This is a genomic window from Bradyrhizobium sp. SZCCHNRI1009, from assembly GCF_032487575.1.
GTDB lineage: Bacteria > Pseudomonadota > Alphaproteobacteria > Rhizobiales > Xanthobacteraceae > Bradyrhizobium.
In genome coordinates, this window is sequence record NZ_JAUEUL010000006.1 from 40,629 (window position 1) to 56,827 (window position 16,199).

Annotated in this window: 19 protein-coding genes; 9 read left to right on the plus strand and 10 right to left on the minus strand. The window is 64.7% G+C overall.

All coding sequences use genetic code 11. The annotated features are described in order from the left end of the window. Positions 1-21: 21 nt before the first annotated feature. The 10 genes from QX010_RS13020 to QX010_RS13065 form a co-directional block, all read right to left on the minus strand. Complete coding sequence (locus QX010_RS13020) at positions 22-873, minus strand: F0F1 ATP synthase subunit gamma (RefSeq protein ID WP_316179881.1); 852 nt, start codon at positions 871-873, stop codon at positions 22-24. A 3-nt stretch (positions 874-876) separates the two neighbouring features. After that, positions 877-2,409: a F0F1 ATP synthase subunit alpha gene (locus QX010_RS13025; protein WP_316179882.1), complete on the minus strand. Its 1,533-nt coding sequence runs from the start codon at positions 2,407-2,409 to the stop codon at positions 877-879. After that, a complete protein-coding gene (locus tag QX010_RS13030; RefSeq protein ID WP_316179883.1) occupies positions 2,406-3,143 on the minus strand; it encodes an ATP synthase F0 subunit B in 738 nt (245 codons plus the stop codon). Before QX010_RS13030 ends, QX010_RS13025 begins: the two co-directional genes overlap by 4 nt. 6 nt (positions 3,144-3,149) lie before the next feature. After that, complete coding sequence (locus QX010_RS13035) at positions 3,150-3,395, minus strand: F0F1 ATP synthase subunit C (protein WP_315803755.1); 246 nt, start codon at positions 3,393-3,395, stop codon at positions 3,150-3,152. Next, positions 3,392-4,078, minus strand: a complete 687-nt coding sequence (locus tag QX010_RS13040; protein ID WP_409997954.1) for a F0F1 ATP synthase subunit A — start codon at positions 4,076-4,078, stop codon at positions 3,392-3,394. Before QX010_RS13040 ends, QX010_RS13035 begins: the two co-directional genes overlap by 4 nt. Next, complete coding sequence (locus tag QX010_RS13045) at positions 4,078-4,368, minus strand: ATP synthase subunit I (protein WP_315803753.1); 291 nt, start codon at positions 4,366-4,368, stop codon at positions 4,078-4,080. The genes QX010_RS13040 and QX010_RS13045 overlap by 1 nt, the downstream gene beginning before the upstream one ends. After that, positions 4,365-4,661, minus strand: coding sequence for an AtpZ/AtpI family protein (locus tag QX010_RS13050; RefSeq protein ID WP_315803805.1), 297 nt, complete (start codon positions 4,659-4,661; stop codon positions 4,365-4,367). The genes QX010_RS13045 and QX010_RS13050 overlap by 4 nt, the downstream gene beginning before the upstream one ends. Beyond that, positions 4,661-5,083: a F0F1 ATP synthase subunit epsilon gene (locus QX010_RS13055; protein ID WP_316179884.1), complete on the minus strand. Its 423-nt coding sequence runs from the start codon at positions 5,081-5,083 to the stop codon at positions 4,661-4,663. Before QX010_RS13055 ends, QX010_RS13050 begins: the two co-directional genes overlap by 1 nt. Beyond that, entirely contained in the window at positions 5,080-6,507 is a 1,428-nt protein-coding gene (gene atpD / locus QX010_RS13060; protein ID WP_316179885.1) for a F0F1 ATP synthase subunit beta, read from the minus strand. The genes QX010_RS13055 and atpD overlap by 4 nt, the downstream gene beginning before the upstream one ends. A gap of 255 nt (positions 6,508-6,762) precedes the next feature. After that, entirely contained in the window at positions 6,763-7,686 is a 924-nt protein-coding gene (locus tag QX010_RS13065) for a LysR substrate-binding domain-containing protein (RefSeq protein ID WP_316179886.1), read from the minus strand. A gap of 221 nt (positions 7,687-7,907) precedes the next feature. On the opposite strand from QX010_RS13065, the gene QX010_RS13070 reads away from it, so the two are divergent. The 9 genes from QX010_RS13070 to QX010_RS13110 all read left to right on the plus strand — a co-directional run bounded on the left by QX010_RS13070 (position 7,908) and on the right by QX010_RS13110 (position 16,147). Next, a complete protein-coding gene (locus QX010_RS13070; protein ID WP_315803749.1) occupies positions 7,908-8,939 on the plus strand; it encodes an ABC transporter substrate-binding protein in 1,032 nt (343 codons plus the stop codon). Between the two features lie 117 nt (positions 8,940-9,056). Then, positions 9,057-10,100 (plus strand): ABC transporter ATP-binding protein, encoded by a 1,044-nt coding sequence (locus QX010_RS13075; protein WP_316179887.1) that lies wholly within the window; start codon positions 9,057-9,059, stop codon positions 10,098-10,100. Next, positions 10,097-10,978: an ABC transporter permease gene (locus tag QX010_RS13080; RefSeq protein ID WP_316179888.1), complete on the plus strand. Its 882-nt coding sequence runs from the start codon at positions 10,097-10,099 to the stop codon at positions 10,976-10,978. The genes QX010_RS13075 and QX010_RS13080 overlap by 4 nt, the downstream gene beginning before the upstream one ends. Next, entirely contained in the window at positions 10,975-11,784 is an 810-nt protein-coding gene (locus tag QX010_RS13085; RefSeq protein WP_315803746.1) for an ABC transporter permease, read from the plus strand. The genes QX010_RS13080 and QX010_RS13085 overlap by 4 nt, the downstream gene beginning before the upstream one ends. 8 nt (positions 11,785-11,792) lie before the next feature. Continuing rightward, a complete protein-coding gene (locus tag QX010_RS13090; RefSeq protein WP_316179889.1) occupies positions 11,793-12,932 on the plus strand; it encodes an FAD-dependent oxidoreductase in 1,140 nt (379 codons plus the stop codon). A gap of 33 nt (positions 12,933-12,965) precedes the next feature. Next, on the plus strand, positions 12,966-13,262 hold the full coding sequence (locus tag QX010_RS13095; RefSeq protein WP_315803744.1) for a (2Fe-2S)-binding protein: 297 nt from the start codon (positions 12,966-12,968) through the stop codon (positions 13,260-13,262). Beyond that, positions 13,259-14,662, plus strand: coding sequence for an NAD(P)/FAD-dependent oxidoreductase (locus QX010_RS13100; protein ID WP_316179890.1), 1,404 nt, complete (start codon positions 13,259-13,261; stop codon positions 14,660-14,662). Before QX010_RS13095 ends, QX010_RS13100 begins: the two co-directional genes overlap by 4 nt. Continuing rightward, positions 14,659-15,792, plus strand: a complete 1,134-nt coding sequence (locus QX010_RS13105; RefSeq protein WP_316179891.1) for an FAD-dependent oxidoreductase — start codon at positions 14,659-14,661, stop codon at positions 15,790-15,792. The genes QX010_RS13100 and QX010_RS13105 overlap by 4 nt, the downstream gene beginning before the upstream one ends. A gap of 7 nt (positions 15,793-15,799) precedes the next feature. Continuing rightward, complete coding sequence (locus tag QX010_RS13110) at positions 15,800-16,147, plus strand: RidA family protein (RefSeq protein ID WP_316179892.1); 348 nt, start codon at positions 15,800-15,802, stop codon at positions 16,145-16,147. Positions 16,148-16,199: the final 52 nt, after the last annotated feature.

Here is a 16,199-nt window from a genome sequence, read left to right on the forward strand (position 1 = left end):
TTTCAAAATGCGTCGTTCATTTCAGCGATCCGCCAGCGCCTCGGCTCCGGCGGCGAGCTCGACGATCTCATTTGTTATCTCTTCCTGCCGGAGCTGCTGCTCACGCTGTCCAAGCGTGACGAGGCGGGTCCCGATGTTGTGCCGGGCTGCCGTCATCGTCATCATGCGTGCCTGGTTTTCGGCTTCATAGGAATGCATGGCTGCCTCGCAAAGCCGGGCATAGACATACTCGGCCGTGAGTCGTTCGAGCAATTCCCGCGGCTCGAGTGTTGTCAACGGCGGCAGAGTCTCGGAGTCACTGGCAAAGCGCGCAAGATCAAGTGGAAGCAGCGAGTAGCGTTCAATCTGGACGCCGACGCCGGAGATTGATCGCGGCACGATCATTTGAACGGTTGATGGCGTACCGCTTGCGATCTGCGCGTACAAGGCGTCGGCGATGTTGTTCGCAAGTGAAGGAACAGCATCCACGTGGCTGGCCATCGGAGTCGACCAGGACGGGTTCAACCCACGCTCGCGGGCGATGACAAGGCCACGCGTTCCAATCAGGAATGTCGTTGCGTTTGCGAGATCGCCCCCTGCAGCGTTCAAAACACGTTCGCTGAATGCGCCGGCGAAGCCCTGTTCCGCGCAAAAGAGGATCACGCCGGTTGTCGCTCTTCTTCTTTCCGGCAGATGTCGAAAATCTGCCGGCAGCAGCGTCAGGGCCTGTCCGATGGCCCGGGAAACGACAGCGCTGTAGGAATCGATGCCGTCAAGGAGGGAGCGTGCTCGCTGCGCGCGCGACGCGGCGATGCCGCGCAAGGCAGTGACCACGGCCTCCAGTTGGCGGACGTTCTGGATTTGGACCGAGATCTCAGCGAGCCGTTCCACCATCATTCAGATCCGATCGGCGCGCGGTCGGGCACACTTGGCGGCAAGCCCCGTGAGCGCCGCTGTCATGGCTGCTCTCTGCGGGTCATCGAGTTCGCCTGTCCGCTCGATGGCCGCCACGGCCTCCTTTGCCTCCTTGTCGATCCAGGACGAGAGTTCGGTGCGAAACCTTGCGATGTCGTCCAACGCCACGCGGTCAAGAATGCCGGTCTGCAGCGCCGTGACGAGCGCTACCTCGTCCGCCAAACGAACCGGCGAATATTGTGGCTGGGCCAGGATGCTCCGGATGTGTCGCCCGCGAGCGATCTTGTCCTTGACTTGGGTGTCGGTCACTCCGCCAAAGCGCGTGAACATTTCCAGTTCCAGAAATTGCGCGTAGTCGAGGCGCAGAGCGTGTGCGGCTTCGCGCAAGGCTGGAGCCTGAGTCTTTCCACCCACTCGGCTGACGCTTGTGCCGACATCGACGGCCGGCTTGTGACCTTCGTGGAAAAGACGCGCATCGAGAACGATCTGGCCGTCGGTAATCGATATCAGGTTGGTCGGAATGTAGGCGCTGAGATTCCCACCATCGAGTTCAGCGATGGGCAGCGCGGTCAGCGAACCTCCCCCGGCCGCCTTGGAAAGCTTTGCCGCCCGCTCCAGCAGCCTGGCATGAACATAGAATACGTCGCCGGGGTAGGCCTCGCGACCGGGCGGTTGGCGCGTCAGCAAGGCGATTTCCCGATGGGTGGCCGCATGTTTCGTCAGATCGTCGATGGCCACCAGCGCATGCTGGCCACGGTCGCGGAAGTATTCGGCGATGGTGAAAGCGGCGAAAGGGGCGATCCATTGCAGGCCGGGCGAAGCGGAAGCGCCGGCAACGACGAAAATGCATCGCTCGGGAGCGCCGTGTGTCTGTATCGCCTGTATCGCCCGCTTCACGGTCGACGACTTCTGACCGATAGCGACGTAGACACAAACGATGTCGCTGAACTTCTGATTGATGATGCAGTCGATCGCTATTGCCGTCTTGCCGATTGCGCGATCGCCGATAATGAGCTCGCGCTGGCCGCGGCCGAGCGCGAACATCGAATCCAGCACAAGAATTCCGGTCTGCAGGGGCTCGCTGACAAGGTCGCGATCGATGATCGACGGTGCCGGCCGTTCGATCGGCTCATATGCGCCCGACTCGATCGGTGCTCCGCCGTCCAGAGGACGCCCCAGCGGATCGATCGTCCGGCCGAGCAGAGAAGGTCCGACGGGGACGCGGACCACTTCGCCGCTGCCGTGCACCTGATGGCCCGCCTTGAGGCCTGTGGGGTCGTCGAGCAGGACGCATCCCAGCAGATCGCGGTCGAGCGTGGTGGCGTAGCCGACCTGTCCGTGCTCGAAGCGTACGAGCTCATCAAGACGCACATCGGGCAGGCCTGACACCAATGCGATCCCATCGGCAACGGATTCCACGCAGCCAATCTGCTCGGTTACCGGTGCAAGCGTCGCAGCATCAACGCGCGCCTCGGCTTCCCGTAGCCAGCTGTCGAGAGGGGCGATGGCCGTCATCGGTCCAGCTCTCTTCGAATGATCTCGAGGTCGGCCTGCCAGTTGTTGCGCACGACGATATTCCGGCCTCTGATTTCGAAACCAGCGATGAGCCTGGAATCGCACGAGAGACGTATCGGTGGCTCACTGCCGAACGCTGCGTGGATCGTCTCCCGCAAGCTGGCCGCCTGCTCGTCATCCAGTTTCGCCGCTGCGACGACGTCGAGCGGGTGAGCCGGATCCGATCCCGCAAGGCGATTGCGCGAGTCCACCGTCAGCCGGCCCAGTTCAGCACCAAGACCATCGAGAAAAGCGGAGAATGCAGCGCTTGCTGGAAGCCGTTCTAGTAGTCGGCGTGCAATCCGCACCGAGAGCTCGCTCGCTCGATCGAGCACAGCGTTCTGCATGGCGATGCGCTCTTTTTCGATCGCGACTGCCGCATCCTTTCGGTGCTGATCGAGCTCGCTCGACAGTTGGGCGAGCGCGGACGCTTTCTCCGCCTCCGCGTCCTTGCGGGCCTGTGCGAGCAAGCGATCGCGCTGCGCGTCGATCCCGGCGCGGAGTGTCGTTGCTTCGGCGCGAAGGTCCCCGGCCTCCTTTCGAGCCGCGTCGGCGTCCGCAAGGAGCTTAGCCGCCTCTTCTCGCCGTTTCGCTACGAGATCGGCGACCGGACGAAAGAAGAACCGGCCCAGGATCCAGATGAGGATGAGGACATTGACGGTCTGGAGCGCCAACGTCCACCAGTCGATATGCATATCGGCCTAATGGATGAAGGGGTTGGCGAACAACACGAGCAGCGCGATGACGAGACAGTAGATTGCCATGGTTTCGATCATGGCAAGACCGACGAAGAGGGTGCGCGAGATCGTCCCCGCCGCCTCGGGCTGCCGGGCGATGGCATCCATTGCTGCGGCGACCGCGCGACCTTCGCCAAGTGCCGGCCCAATCGCTCCAAAAGAGACCGCCATGGCCGCTGCAAAGATGCTGACAATCTCGATCCAGTTCATGATGACTTCCCTTTCGTGGGAGCGCGTCCCTCGTTCAACGCGCTGCCGATGAATACCATGGCGAGAACGGTGAAAATGTATGCCTGAACCGCGCCGGTCAGGAGATCGAGCGCCATGAGCGGAATAGGCACGAGTAGACCGGCAAGGGACAGAACAATGCCGACGACAAAAACACCGCTCATCACGTTTCCGAACAGGCGCACGATCAGCGAAAACGTTCGCGTGAACGTTTCGACGATGTTCAGGGGAACCATGATGAAGGTGGGCTCGGCGAAGGTCTTGAGATATCCGACCAGCCCCCGTGCCCGAACACCGAAGTAGAAGATGGCGACGAACACGATGAGCCCCAGCGCCGCATCTGTTTCAATGTGCGCAGTTGGCGGCTCGACACCGGGGATCAGCGAGCACCAATTTGCCGCCAGAATGAAGAGAAAGAGCGTACCGATCATCGGGACATATGGCGCCGGCGCCACGCGCATGGTCTCGTGGACTTGATTTTCGATGACGTCGACAACCGTCTCGACGATCGCCTGGGCAGCGGTGGGCCGCAGCGAGAGCGAGCGCGTGGCGAGCCAGCCACCCACGCCGAGGATGGCCATGAGCCCCCAGGTCACGACGACGGGCTCGGTGACTGCGACTGGCCCAATCGTGAACACGACCTTTGCGGTCAGGGGTGAACCGATCATCGTCGCGTCTCCGGCCGAAGAAGTCCGTTTCGCGCGGTCAGGAGGCCGAGGGTCCCGGCAAGGAGGGGCATCGCTCCAAACGATTTGGTGACGAGCACCATGGCTCCACCTGTCGCAGCGAAACGAAGCAATTGCAGTCCGAGCGAAGAGAATGGCTGGCCACCGATGAGGAAGCGTACGTTCCATCGCAAGGAGGCGAAATGCAGCAGCCCCAGCAGGCCACCAGCACCAATCCAGCCAGCTGCCTCAGCAATGAAGAGATAGTCGTGCATGACGGCATGGCTCATTGCTGATGCATCCATCGCCAGGCCGACCAGCAGCCGGCCGCCACCCCGAGCAAAAGGAGCGGCGCGCTCCAGAAGATGCCTGTCCCGAGCCAACGGTCGATCCAGCGGCCGACGAACAGGCCAATCAGCGTAGGTGCGACGATGATCCAGCCGAGCACGCCGATCTGGCCGACAAATCGCACCACCGATGAGTCGCCATCGCTACGCCAAGACTCCCATCGCGCGCGTCGGTCGCGGACCGCCTTGGTCAATCCATCAGGAGTGGGATCACCGTTCGGCTTCGAACCGACCATCACGAGCCGCCCTCCATCAAACTGCGCTTGTCGGGACGCAGGTAGTGGACGATCTGCCGGATGGCCTTCATCTGCAGTTGGAGATTCTCCGTTCGGGACGCGCGCTCGGTTTCGCTTCGTTTGCGAAATTCATCGAGCACGATCACTTCAAGGCGATCGAGATCGTCGCCGGCAATCGCCTCGCGTGTGGCGATGGCGATCTCGGCGCCGCCGGTCACGGAAAGCACGCCCCGCCGCACCGCACAGTAGCGTAGGCGCCTGTCGGCGCCTTGCCAACTGACCACCGAGATGTTCAGAGCAGTAAGAAGGTCGGCATGACCTGCGAGAATTCCAAAGCTGCCGCTGTCGTCCTCGGCGCGAACGCTCGAAACGTTTGCTTCGTCGATCACGATTGCAGTCGGTGTGGTGATCAGGAGCCTCATCTCGCCGGCTCCTCGGACTTTTCCTGAGGCTGCCTGGCCCTCGCGTCGTCGATGCCGCCGATCATATAGAACGAGCTCTCTGTCCACTGATCGCAGTCACCGCCAAGGATCGCCTGACAGCCCTTGAGCGTCTCTGCCAGGGGAACCGAGCGGCCAGGCACCCCCGTAAACGCCTCGGTCACGGAAAACGGTTGAGTGAGAAAACGCTGCAGGCGTCGGGCACGTGCAACAGCCAGCCGGTCCTGAGCGCTGAGCTCTTCGATTCCGAGCAGCGAGATGATGTCCTGAAGTTCTCGATAGTGTGCAATCGTCTCGCGCACCTCTTCGGCGATCCGATAGTGCTCGTCGCCAACCACAGTCGGATCAAGCAGGATGGAGGACGAGTTCAAGGGATCGACGGCGGGATACATGCCCTCGGCGGCCATCGTTCTCGACAGCACGATCATGCTGTCGAGATGACTTGAGATCGCGGTCACCGCCGGATCGGTGAAGTCGTCGGCCGGAACGTAGACCGCTTCGATGGCGGTCACCGAGACGCCCGAAACCGAGGCGATGCGTTCGTGCAACGCGGCGACTTCCGTGGCAAGGGTCGGCTGATAACCGACGCGCGACGGCAAGCGCCCGAGCAGGCCGGACACCTCGCTCCCGGCCTGCACGAACCGGAACACGTTGTCCATGAGAAGCAGAACGTTCTGACGCTTCGTGTCGCGGAAGTATTCGGCGATCGTCAGCGCCGTCAGCCCGACACGCCAGCGGGCACCCGGCGGCTCATTCATCTGGCCGTAAACCAGCACGCTGCGATCGAGCACCCCGGATCGGCGCATTTCCAACAGCAGCTCATGCCCCTCGCGGGAGCGCTCGCCGATCCCGGCAAACACGGAAATGCCCTGGTAACTCTGAACCATGGCGTGGATCAATTCCATCACCACCACGGTCTTGCCGACGCCGGCGCCGCCAAACATTGCGGCTTTACCACCCTGCGGAAGCGGCGCAAGAAGATCGATGACCTTGATGCCCGTTTCGAAGATCGCCGTGGCCGGGCTCCGTTCGCCGAGTGGCGGTGCGGGATTGTGAATCGGCGCGCGCGCCAGATCGTCGGGCAATGCGGGGCCGTTGTCCCGCGTGCGCCCGGTCACGTCGAGCAGGCGCCCGAGCACTGCGTCGCCGACGGGAACGCTGATCGGTCCACCTGTCGATTGCACCCGCGCACCCCGTTTCAGACCGGCAGTTGCCTGTAAGGCGACGCCGCGCACCGTCGTCTCGTCCAGGTGGGCCTGAACCTCAACGATCAGGATTTCGGGCAGGTCCCAATCCACCAGAAGCGCGTCGCCTAGCTTGGGGAGCTCGGCGGCGGGGAACTCCACGTCAACCACGGCGCCGCGGACCGCGAGTACCCGGCCTTCTGATTGTATAGAAAGCGCCATGGTGATCCGTCGGAAAATGTCAGTCTTGCACGTTGCTACCGCGCTGACGGCTCTCAGCCTTGATCAGAATCAACGAGCGACTCCCCCTTTCTTGGGCACACATGATCTTGATCGAACTGCGTCGAACAACGTCAGGGCGTACAACTAGAAGCATCATGACAGAGCTGACGAAGATTCCGATGCAATCAAATCCTGCCGTCAAACCGGCAGAACTCTCGATCACAATCCGCGGGTCCTAGGTTCGCCCACCAGGCCTCACCCGGTTTCTCCAGGGATCGACGACCGGCCGAGCTCTTCCAGGGCCTGTCGCACCGACTGGACAAGGTCCAGCGCCACCGGCGAGGGGCTGCGCTGCGGCGGAAACACCGCGGCAAATTCGAAGTCGATGCGCGGCGCGAAGGGCCGCATCACCACGCCACGGCCGTCGAATTCGCGCGCGGTGAACGGATCGCAAATCGAGACGCCCAGTCCCGACGACACCATCCCGCACATGATTTCCGACAGGGTCGTCTCGACCCGCAGCACGCGCCTGACATCCTCGCGATGGAAGATCTGATCGATCAGATGCCGGCTGGTGGAGCCAGACGACAGCGAGATGAAGGTCTCCCCATCGAAGTCGCGCGGCACCAAGATCGTCTTCGCGCAAAGCCGGTGGCCTGCCGGGAGAACGGCGACGCGCGGCAGCGCCGGCAGCTTGATGCTCGGCAGCCCGGCATGGGCGATCGGCACCTCGGCAAAGCCGACGTCGCATTGCGCGTTCAGCACCCAGTCGATCACGATCGGCGAGATCACGCCGAAGAAGGCGAGGTTGAGGTTCGGGCGCTCCTGCAGGAAGTGGCCTGCGAGCCGCGGCAGATAGCCATTGGCAAGCGCGGGGAGCGCGGCAATGCGCAGCGTCCCGGTGCGCCGGCCACGGATCTCCTCAGCGGCCGCGGTGATGCGATCGAGCCCGACGAAGGAGCGCTCGACCTCCATGTAGAGCGCCGTCGCTGCCGCGGTCGGCACCAGGCCGGTGCCGCGCCGCTCGAACAGCTCCATCTTGAGCAGCGCCTGCAGGTCGCGCAGCAGCCGGCTGACCGCCGGCTGCGTCACCGCCATCAGCTTGGCTGCCTCGGTGACGCTGCCGCTCAGCATCATCGCCCGGAAGGCTTCGACCTGCCGCGAGTTGATCCGCGCCATACGTCCTTACATCCATAACATTTACGTATGAATAGGGTGCCATTATTCATTGGACGATCAAAGCCTCTGCTGCGATCTTTTTTGGCAGGGTGAGGGAAGGCTCGTTTTTTAGGCTCTTCAGCTCCGGGTTTCCTGGATCTGCGGATGCCATCGGGCAAGCCGATCTCCCTGGGGCGGTTTTTTTATACCGTCTCGTATCCAAGATGATGGAGATCGGTCCAATGAAGCACCCTAAACTCCTGATGGCGGTCAGCGTCGCCGTCCTGGCCTCGGCCTCGCAGGTCTGGGCTCAGCAGAAGACGCTCTATGTCGCCGGTTATGGCGGCTCGTTCGAGAAGACGATCCGCGAGGAGGTGATCCCGCCGTTCGAGCAGGCCAACGGCGTCAAGGTCGAATACGTCGCCGGCAACTCCACCGACACCCTCGCCAAGCTGCAGGCGCAGAAGGGCAACCAGCAGATCGACGTCGCGATCGTCGATGACGGCCCGATGTACCAGGCGATCCAGCTCGGCTTCTGCGACAAGGTCACCGGACTGCCCGGCGATCTGCTGGAGGTCGCGCGCTTCAAGGATGACAAGGCGGTCGCCATCGGCCTCGTCGCCACCGGCCTGATGTACAACAAGAAGGTGTTTGCCGAGAAAGGCTGGGCCGCGCCGACCTCGTGGAACGATCTCAAGGATCCGAAATACAAGCAACTGCTCGTCATTCCGCCGATCAACAACACCTACGGCCTCAACGTGCTTCTGATGCTGGCGAAGATGAACGGCGGCAGCGAGAGCAATGTCGATGCCGGTTTCAAGATCTTCAAGAATGACATCAATCCCAACGTATTGGCCTACGAGCCGTCGCCCGGCAAGATGACCGAGCTGTTCCAATCGGGGCAGGCGGTCATCGCGGTGTGGGGCAGCGGTCGCGTGCAGAGCTTCGCCAACACCGGCTTTCCGGTCGATTTCGTCTATCCGAAAGAAGGTGCCGTGAGCCTGCTGACGACGGCGTGTCCGATCGCCAAGCCGTCGGTCTCGCCGCTGGCCTCGAGCTTCATCAAGCTGCTGCTCGATCCGAAGATCCAGCTCACGATGCTGAAGGAATATGGCTACGGCCCGGTCGTGAAATCCGTCGTGATCCCCGAGGGCGTGGGCGCGATGGCGCCGATCGGCGAACGCGCCGCCAAGGTCTATGCGCCCGATTGGAGCGTGGTCAACGAGAAGCGCGAGGAATGGACCAAGCGCTGGAATCGCGAGGTCGAGCGCTAACCGGTTGCTTGTTGCGAGCCTCTCTCGTTGACGGCGGTGTTCTCCCTTCCCCTAAAGGGGAAGGGAGGTGCACCGTGCGCGGAGCGCCAGTATTCCTCGCCCATCTGGATCCAAAGCATGTCCCTCCTCGAACTCGACCGCGTCGGCAAGTCCTTCGGCCCCAACACGGCCGTCGAAGAGTTCAGCCTCGGCGTCGCCAAGGGCGAGTTCATCTCGTTCCTCGGCCCCTCCGGCTGCGGCAAGACCACCACGTTGCAGATGATCGCGGGCTTCCTCGATCCCTCACATGGTGCGATCCGCCTCGAGGGCAGGGATCTCGTCGCGGTGCCACCGGCGAAGCGCGGCCTCGGCATCGTGTTCCAGAGCTACGCGCTGTTTCCTCACATGACCGCCGCCGAGAACGTCGCGTTCGGTCTGGAGATGCGCAAAGTCGCGCGCAAGGAACGCGAGGAGCGCGTACGATCGGCGCTCGCGCTGGTCGGCCTTGCCGGCTATGAGGACCGTCATCCTCGCCGCATGTCCGGCGGCCAGCAGCAGCGCGTTGCGCTCGCGCGCGCGCTGGTGATCCGGCCGAGCCTGCTGCTGCTCGATGAGCCCCTGTCCAATCTCGATGCGCGCCTGCGCGAGGACATGCAGATCGAGCTGCGCCAGATCCAGCGCGACCTCGGCACCACGACCATCCTCGTCACCCATGATCAGATCGAGGCGATGTCGCTGTCCGACCGCATCGTGGTGATGAGCAAGGGCAGGATCGAGCAGATCGGCACGCCGCAGCAGGTTTACGAGCAGCCGGCCTCGGCCTTCGTCGCGCAGTTTCTCGGCAAGACCAACGAGTTTGCCGCGATGGTGGATTGCGCCTCCGGGCAGGCCAGACTGGTCGCGGGATCGTGGAGCGTGCCGGCGCCGGCCGGCGTCGCCGGCTCCGTCGCCGTCAGCGTCCGGCCCGAGCGCATCGGCTTCGGCGACGCCGGTCTTGCGGGGCGCATCACGAGCCGCATCTTCCAGGGCAATCACTGGCTGTTCCAATGCGACACCGAATGCGGGCCGGCGATCGTGATCCGCCAGAATGACGGCCTGCCGCAGCCGGAGCAGGGCGCCGCGGTGCATCTCGTCTGGCAGGTCTCGGACATGAGCCTGCGCGCCGCGAAGGCCGCAGCATGAGCGCGACCATCGCGTCCAACCCGTCGGAGACGCGCGCCGGCCTGTCGCTGGCGCTGCCGGCCTTGATGCTGTTCCTGGGCGTCGTGGTGATCCCGCTGGCGATGACCGTGATGCTGTCGTTCCACGATTGGGGCCAGTACAAGGGCATCGAGCCGGTGTTCATCCTGAAGAACTGGCGTGAGATCGTGGACGATCCCTACTACGCGGAGATGTTCTGGCGCACCTTCCGCGTCGCGGTGCTGGCGACCTCGATCACGGCGGTGTTCGGCGTGCCGGAGGCCTACATCCTCAACCGCATGCAGGGGCCGTGGAAGGGCCTCTTCCTGCTGGTGATCATCGGCCCGCTGCTGATCTCGGTCGTCGCGCGCACCCTCGGCTGGGCACTCCTGTTCGGCGGCAACAACGGGCTTGCCAACAAGCTGCTGATGACGCTCGGCCTGATCGAGTCACCCATCAGGTTCATGTTCACCGAGACCGGCATGGTGATCGCGCTGGCGCATGCGATGATGCCGTTCATGGTGCTCGCGGTATGGACCGCGCTGCAGCGGCTCGATCCGCAGGTCGAGAACGCGGCGCTGTCGCTGGGTGCAAGCTCGCTGACGGTGGTCCGCCGCATCGTGCTGCCGCAGATCATGCCGGGCGTGCTGTCGGGCGCCATCATCGTATTCTCGCTGTCCGCAAGCGCGTTTGCGACGCCGGCGATCATCGGCGGCCGCCGGCTCAAGGTCGCGGCGACGCTCGCCTACGACGAATTCCTCAATACGCTGAACTGGCCGCTCGGCGCCGCGGTTGCCGTGCTGCTGCTGATCGCGCTCGTCCTGATCGTCGTCGGCTCCAACGCGCTGATCGAGCGCCGCTACCAGGAGGTGTTCCGATGAGCAGGAACGGCCCACTGGCGCTGATCTTCCATGCCGTCTTCGTCGTCTTCATGGTGGCGCCGATCGTCGTCGTGTGCTGGGTCGCGTTCACACCGGAAGGTTTCCTGTCGATCCCGATCACCAGCTTCTCGCTGCGCTGGTTCAGGGCGCTCGCCGACTATCCGGAATTCGTCCACGCCTTCGGCGTGAGCCTGTGGCTCGGCGCGCTGTCGTCGTGCGTGGCGCTCTTGTTCGCGGTGCCGGCGGCGCTGGCGATCAGCCGCTATCGCTTCCGCGGCCGTGACGCGCTGTCGGCGCTGTTCCTGTCACCCTTGATGATCCCGCACGTCGTGCTCGGCATCGCCTTCCTGCGCTTCTTCACCTCCGTCGGCATCGGCGGCACGTTCGTGGCGCTGGTGATCGCCCATGTCGTCGTGGTGTTTCCGTTCGCGCTGCGGCTGACGCTCGCGGCCGCGACCGGCATGGACCGGTCGATCGAGATGGCCGCGATCTCGCTCGGCGCCGACGGCTGGACCATGTTTCGCCGCGTCACCTTGCCCGCGATCCTGCCCGGCATCGTGAGCGGCTGGATGCTCGCCTTCATCCAGTCGTTCGACGATCTGACCATGACCGTGTTCCTGGCGACGCCCGGCACAGAGACCTTGCCGGTGCGCATGTTCCTCTACATCCAGGACAACATCGATCCGCTGGTGACGTCGGTGTCGGCAAGCGTCATCGCCGTCACCATGACCGTCCTGATCCTGCTCGATCGCTTCTACGGGCTCGACCGCGTGCTGACCGCCAAAGGCGGCGACGCCGGACGATAGGAGACCTTATGACGAAAGACTATGACGTCGCCGTCGTCGGCGGCGGCCTGCTCGGCTCTGCGATTGCCTGGGGATTGGGCCGGCTCGGCCAGCGCGTCGCGGTGCTCGACGAGGGCGATATCGCCAAGCGTGCCTCGCGCGCCAACTTCGCGCTGGTCTGGGTGCAGAGCAAGGGCCTGGGCATGCCGGCCTACACCGGCTGGACGGTGCGCGGCTCCAAGGCGTGGCCGAAGCTCGCCGAAGAGCTGAAGGCGCAGACCGGGCTCGACGTGGTGCTGCAGCAGAACGGCGGCTTTCATCTCACCCTCGGCGAGGCCGAGTACGAGCAGCGCACCCAGCTCGTCGCGCGCATGCACAACCAGGTCGGCGCCGCCGACTATCAGATGGAGATGCTGCCGGCGTCCGAGGTGAAGAAGATGCTGCCGCTGATCGGCCCGGAGGTCTCCGGCGGCAGCTTCTGTCCCTATGACGGTCATGTGAATTCGCTGCGCACCTTCCGCGCCCTGCACGCCGGCATGAGGCAGTTCGGCGTCGACTATCTGCCGGAGCGCGCGGTCGGTGCGATCGCGCGGGACGGCAATGAGTTCAGGCTGACGACGGCGCAAGGCGAGATCCGCGCGACCAAGGTCGTGCTCGCGGCAGGAAATGCCAACCAGACCCTGGCGCCGATGGTCGGGCTGTCCGCGCCGATGGGGCCGACGCGCGGCCAGATCGTCGTGACCGAGCGCACGATGCCGTTCCTGCCGCATCCGCTGACCACGATCCGCCAGACAGACGAGGGCACGGTGATGATCGGCGACAGCAAGGAGGACGAGCTCGACGACCGCGTGCAGAACTTTTCCGTAAACGCGGTCATGGCCGATCGCGCCCAGCGCACCTTCCCGCATCTGGCGCGCCTCAACGTCGTCAGAAGCTGGACCGGCATCCGCGTGATGCCGAAGGACGGCTTTCCGATCTACGAGCAGTCGGAGATCCACCCGGGCGCCTTCGTCGCCTGCTGCCATTCCGGCGTGACGCTCGCGGCGAACCACGCCTTCGACATCGCGCGCATGGTCAAGGACGGCGCGCTGGAGCCGGAGCTGGTCGGCGCGTTCACAGCCCGCCGCTTCGACAGCGAAGCGGGAGCGGGCGGCAGTGGCTACTACTGAGAGATGACGGCGCAGGGCGCCATGGAGACGATGATGTTCAAACGAACTGAGGGTGATGCGAGGGGATCGGTGACGATCCATGTCGAGGGCCAGCCGATTGCCGCGCGCGAGGGTGACTCCGTGTCGGCGGCGCTGCTCGCCTCCGGCCTCGACGTCCGGCGCGCCACTGCGGTGAGCGGCGCAAGGCGCCTGCCTTATTGCATGATGGGCGTGTGCTTCGACTGCCTCGTCACCATCGATGGCGTCGGCAACCGGCAAGGCTGTCTCGTGCCGGTCGCCGAGGGCATGCAGATCGAGATCCAGAAGGGCAAGCGGGAGATCGGCAAATGAGCGCGGCGCCGAAGCATGATGAATATGACGTCGTGGTGATCGGCGCCGGTCCTGCCGGGCTGGCCGCGACGGCCGCGACCGCCGGCGCCGGCCTGTCGACCTTGCTGCTCGACGAGAATGCGGGCCCGGGCGGGCAGGTCTGGCGCGCGATCCATGCGACGCCGGTGAAGCGCGAGGCGCTGCTCGGCACCGACTATTGGTCGGGCGCCGAGATCGCGAAAGCCGCGGAGACCAGCGGCGCCGAGATCATCCCTCGCGCCACGGTGTGGAGCCTCGATCGCAATCTCGAACTCGGTGTTTCCATCGGCGGCGGTTCGGCCTTCATCAAGGCGAGGCGAGTCATCATCGCGACCGGGGCGCAGGAGCGGCCGTTCCCGATTCCCGGCTGGACCCTGCCGGGCGTGATGACGGCGGGCGCAGCGCAGACGATGCTGAAATCGTCCGGGCTGGTGCCGGACGGTCCGACGGTGATCGCGGGACAGGGGCCGCTGCTGTGGCTGCTCGCCGCCCAGATCCTGCGGCTCGGAGGCCGCATCGACCGCGTGCTCGATACCACGCCGCGCGCCAACTACATGGCGGCGCTGCCGCATGCCTTCGCGTTCATGACCTCGCCCTATTTCTTGAAGGGTCTGGCGATGGTGCGGGAGGTCACGGCCAAGGTGCAGGTGATCAAGGGCGTCACTGAATTGTCCGCAAGCGGCGACGGCAAGCTCGCTTCCGTCACTTACGCCGCAGGTGGCCAGCGCGAGACGCTGCCGGCCGAGCTGCTGCTGCTGCATCAGGGCGTGGTGCCCAACGTCAACCTGGCGATGGCGGCCGGTGTCGAGCATCGCTGGAACGAGCTGCAGCTCTGCTGGACACCCGTGCTGGACGCTGACGGTAACAGCTCCATTCCCGGCATCGCCATTGCCGGGGATGGCGCCGGGATCGGCGGCGCGCAGGCGGCGCTGTGGCGGGGCCGTATCGCGGCAGCAAGCGCCATCAAGGCGCTGCGGCCCCAGGCACAGGTTCTGGACCATTCAGCGCAGTTGAAACGTGCCGAGCGCGCTCGCGCCTTCCTCGACGTTCTATTCCAGCCGGCAAAGCAGTTCCGTATTCCTCAAGGCGACACCATCGTGTGCCGCTGCGAGGAGATCACCGCCAGAGATGTGCTCGACTCCGTCGCGATCGGCGCCACCGGACCGAACCAGCTCAAGGCCTATCGCCGTACCGGCATGGGGCCGTGCCAGGGCCGGCTGTGTGGCCTCACGGTCACCGAGCTGATGGCGCAGGCGCGCGGCAAGACCCCGCAGGAGATCGGCTACTACCGGCTGCGCGCGCCGGTGAAGCCGATCATGCTGTCCGAGCTCGCAGGCCTGCCGAAGACCGAAGAGGCGACCAAGGCCGTGGTGCGCGGATGACGGTGAAGACGGATGCCATCATCGTGGGTGGCGGCATCCACGGCTGCTCCACCGCGCTGCATCTGTGTCTCGCCGGGCTGAAGCCGGTGCTGATCGAGAAGGATTATGCCGGCCGCCACGCCTCCGGTGTCAACGCCGGCGGCGTGCGGCAGCTCGCGCGCGACGTCGCGGAGATTCCGCTGTCGATCCGCTCGATGGGCATCTGGGAGACCATCAGCGACCTCGTCGACGATGATTGCGGTTTCGAGAGTTTTGGCCAGGTGCTGGTCGCCGAGAACGATTCGGAGCTCGACGCCTGCCGCGTCCGCGTCGCCGATCTCAACGCACGCGGCTTCAGCCATGAGGAGCTGATCGACGGCTCGGAATTGCGTCGCCTCGTGCCTGCCGTGGCGGAGAGCTGTCCGGGCGGCGTTGTATCTCGCCGGGACGGCGCGGCGCAGCCTGCGCGCACCACGACGGCGTTCCGCCGCAAGGCGGAGCAGCTCGGCGCGCTCATTCGCGAGGGCGTGGCTGCGGCGAACATCCGCAAGGACGGCAAGCTCTGGCTTGTCGACGTCGGCTCCGAGACGTTTGCCGCCCCGGTGCTGGTCAACGCCGCCGGCGCCTGGGCCGGACGGATCGCCGCGCAATTCGGCGAGCCGGTGCCGGTCGAGACCATCGCGCCGATGCTGATGATCACCTCGCCGGTGGCTCACTTCATCGATCCCGTCGTCATCCTGCGCGGCCGCAAGCTGTCGTTCAAGCAGTTCCCCAACGGCACGGTGTTGATCGGCGGTGGACACCTCGCCATCCCCGATCAGGACCGCAACGAGACCGTGCTCGACTGGCGCAAGCTGTCGGAGAGCGCGCGCACCGTCGCGGAGCTGTTCGCTGTCATGCGCAGCGCGACCATCGTGCGCGCCTGGGCCGGCATCGAGGCACGCATGCGCGACGACATTCCGGTGTTCGGGCCGAGCGCCGTTCACGACGGGCTGTATCACCAGTTCGGCTTCTCCGCGCACGGCTTCCAGCTCGGCCCCGGCGCCGGCGCCGTGATGGCCGAGCTGATCGCCCATGGCGGCACGCAGACGCGCATCGGCGGTCTCAGCATCGCGCGCTTTCAGACGTCCACTCTTTCATCAACGACATGAGGACATGATGACGATCACCCGCAAGATCCGCTCCGCCATTCATCACCGCATCGTCGAGGCCAACGGATTCGTCTTCATCGGCGGCACCATCGCCGACGATACCTCGGTGTCGATGAGCGAGCAGACCCGCAACATCCTCGGCAAGATCGATGGTTTCCTGAAGGAGGCCGGCACCGACAAGACGCGCGTCGTCTCCGGCCAGATCTTCGTCACCGACCTGTCGAAGAAGAAGGAGATGGATGCGGCCTGGACCGCGTTCTTCGGTGACGACCTGCCGGTCCGCGCCACGGTCGGCGTCTCCGATCTCGGCGGCGGCGCGCTGATCGAGATCGTGGTCACGGCCGTCAAGGGTTGAGCATCGCGCCGCATCGAGCGGTCAATCGATCACGCGCGGGGCTCGCTCCGCG

Coding starts and splice junctions, on each gene's coding strand:
- QX010_RS13020 (WP_316179881.1), bottom strand. CDS start 873: ATGGTGGAACGGCTCGCTGAGATCTCGGTCCAAATCCAGAACGTCCGC.
- QX010_RS13025 (WP_316179882.1), bottom strand. CDS start 2,409: ATGACGGCCATCGCCCCTCTCGACAGCTGGCTACGGGAAGCCGAGGCG.
- QX010_RS13030 (WP_316179883.1), bottom strand. CDS start 3,143: ATGCATATCGACTGGTGGACGTTGGCGCTCCAGACCGTCAATGTCCTC.
- QX010_RS13035 (WP_315803755.1), bottom strand. CDS start 3,395: ATGAACTGGATCGAGATTGTCAGCATCTTTGCAGCGGCCATGGCGGTC.
- QX010_RS13045 (WP_315803753.1), bottom strand. CDS start 4,368: ATGAGCCATGCCGTCATGCACGACTATCTCTTCATTGCTGAGGCAGCT.
- QX010_RS13050 (WP_315803805.1), bottom strand. CDS start 4,661: ATGGTCGGTTCGAAGCCGAACGGTGATCCCACTCCTGATGGATTGACC.
- QX010_RS13055 (WP_316179884.1), bottom strand. CDS start 5,083: ATGAGGCTCCTGATCACCACACCGACTGCAATCGTGATCGACGAAGCA.
- atpD (WP_316179885.1), bottom strand. CDS start 6,507: ATGGCGCTTTCTATACAATCAGAAGGCCGGGTACTCGCGGTCCGCGGC.
- QX010_RS13065 (WP_316179886.1), bottom strand. CDS start 7,686: ATGGCGCGGATCAACTCGCGGCAGGTCGAAGCCTTCCGGGCGATGATG.
- QX010_RS13070 (WP_315803749.1), top strand. CDS start 7,908: ATGAAGCACCCTAAACTCCTGATGGCGGTCAGCGTCGCCGTCCTGGCC.
- QX010_RS13075 (WP_316179887.1), top strand. CDS start 9,057: ATGTCCCTCCTCGAACTCGACCGCGTCGGCAAGTCCTTCGGCCCCAAC.
- QX010_RS13080 (WP_316179888.1), top strand. CDS start 10,097: ATGAGCGCGACCATCGCGTCCAACCCGTCGGAGACGCGCGCCGGCCTG.
- QX010_RS13085 (WP_315803746.1), top strand. CDS start 10,975: ATGAGCAGGAACGGCCCACTGGCGCTGATCTTCCATGCCGTCTTCGTC.
- QX010_RS13090 (WP_316179889.1), top strand. CDS start 11,793: ATGACGAAAGACTATGACGTCGCCGTCGTCGGCGGCGGCCTGCTCGGC.
- QX010_RS13095 (WP_315803744.1), top strand. CDS start 12,966: ATGTTCAAACGAACTGAGGGTGATGCGAGGGGATCGGTGACGATCCAT.
- QX010_RS13100 (WP_316179890.1), top strand. CDS start 13,259: ATGAGCGCGGCGCCGAAGCATGATGAATATGACGTCGTGGTGATCGGC.
- QX010_RS13105 (WP_316179891.1), top strand. CDS start 14,659: ATGACGGTGAAGACGGATGCCATCATCGTGGGTGGCGGCATCCACGGC.
- QX010_RS13110 (WP_316179892.1), top strand. CDS start 15,800: ATGACGATCACCCGCAAGATCCGCTCCGCCATTCATCACCGCATCGTC.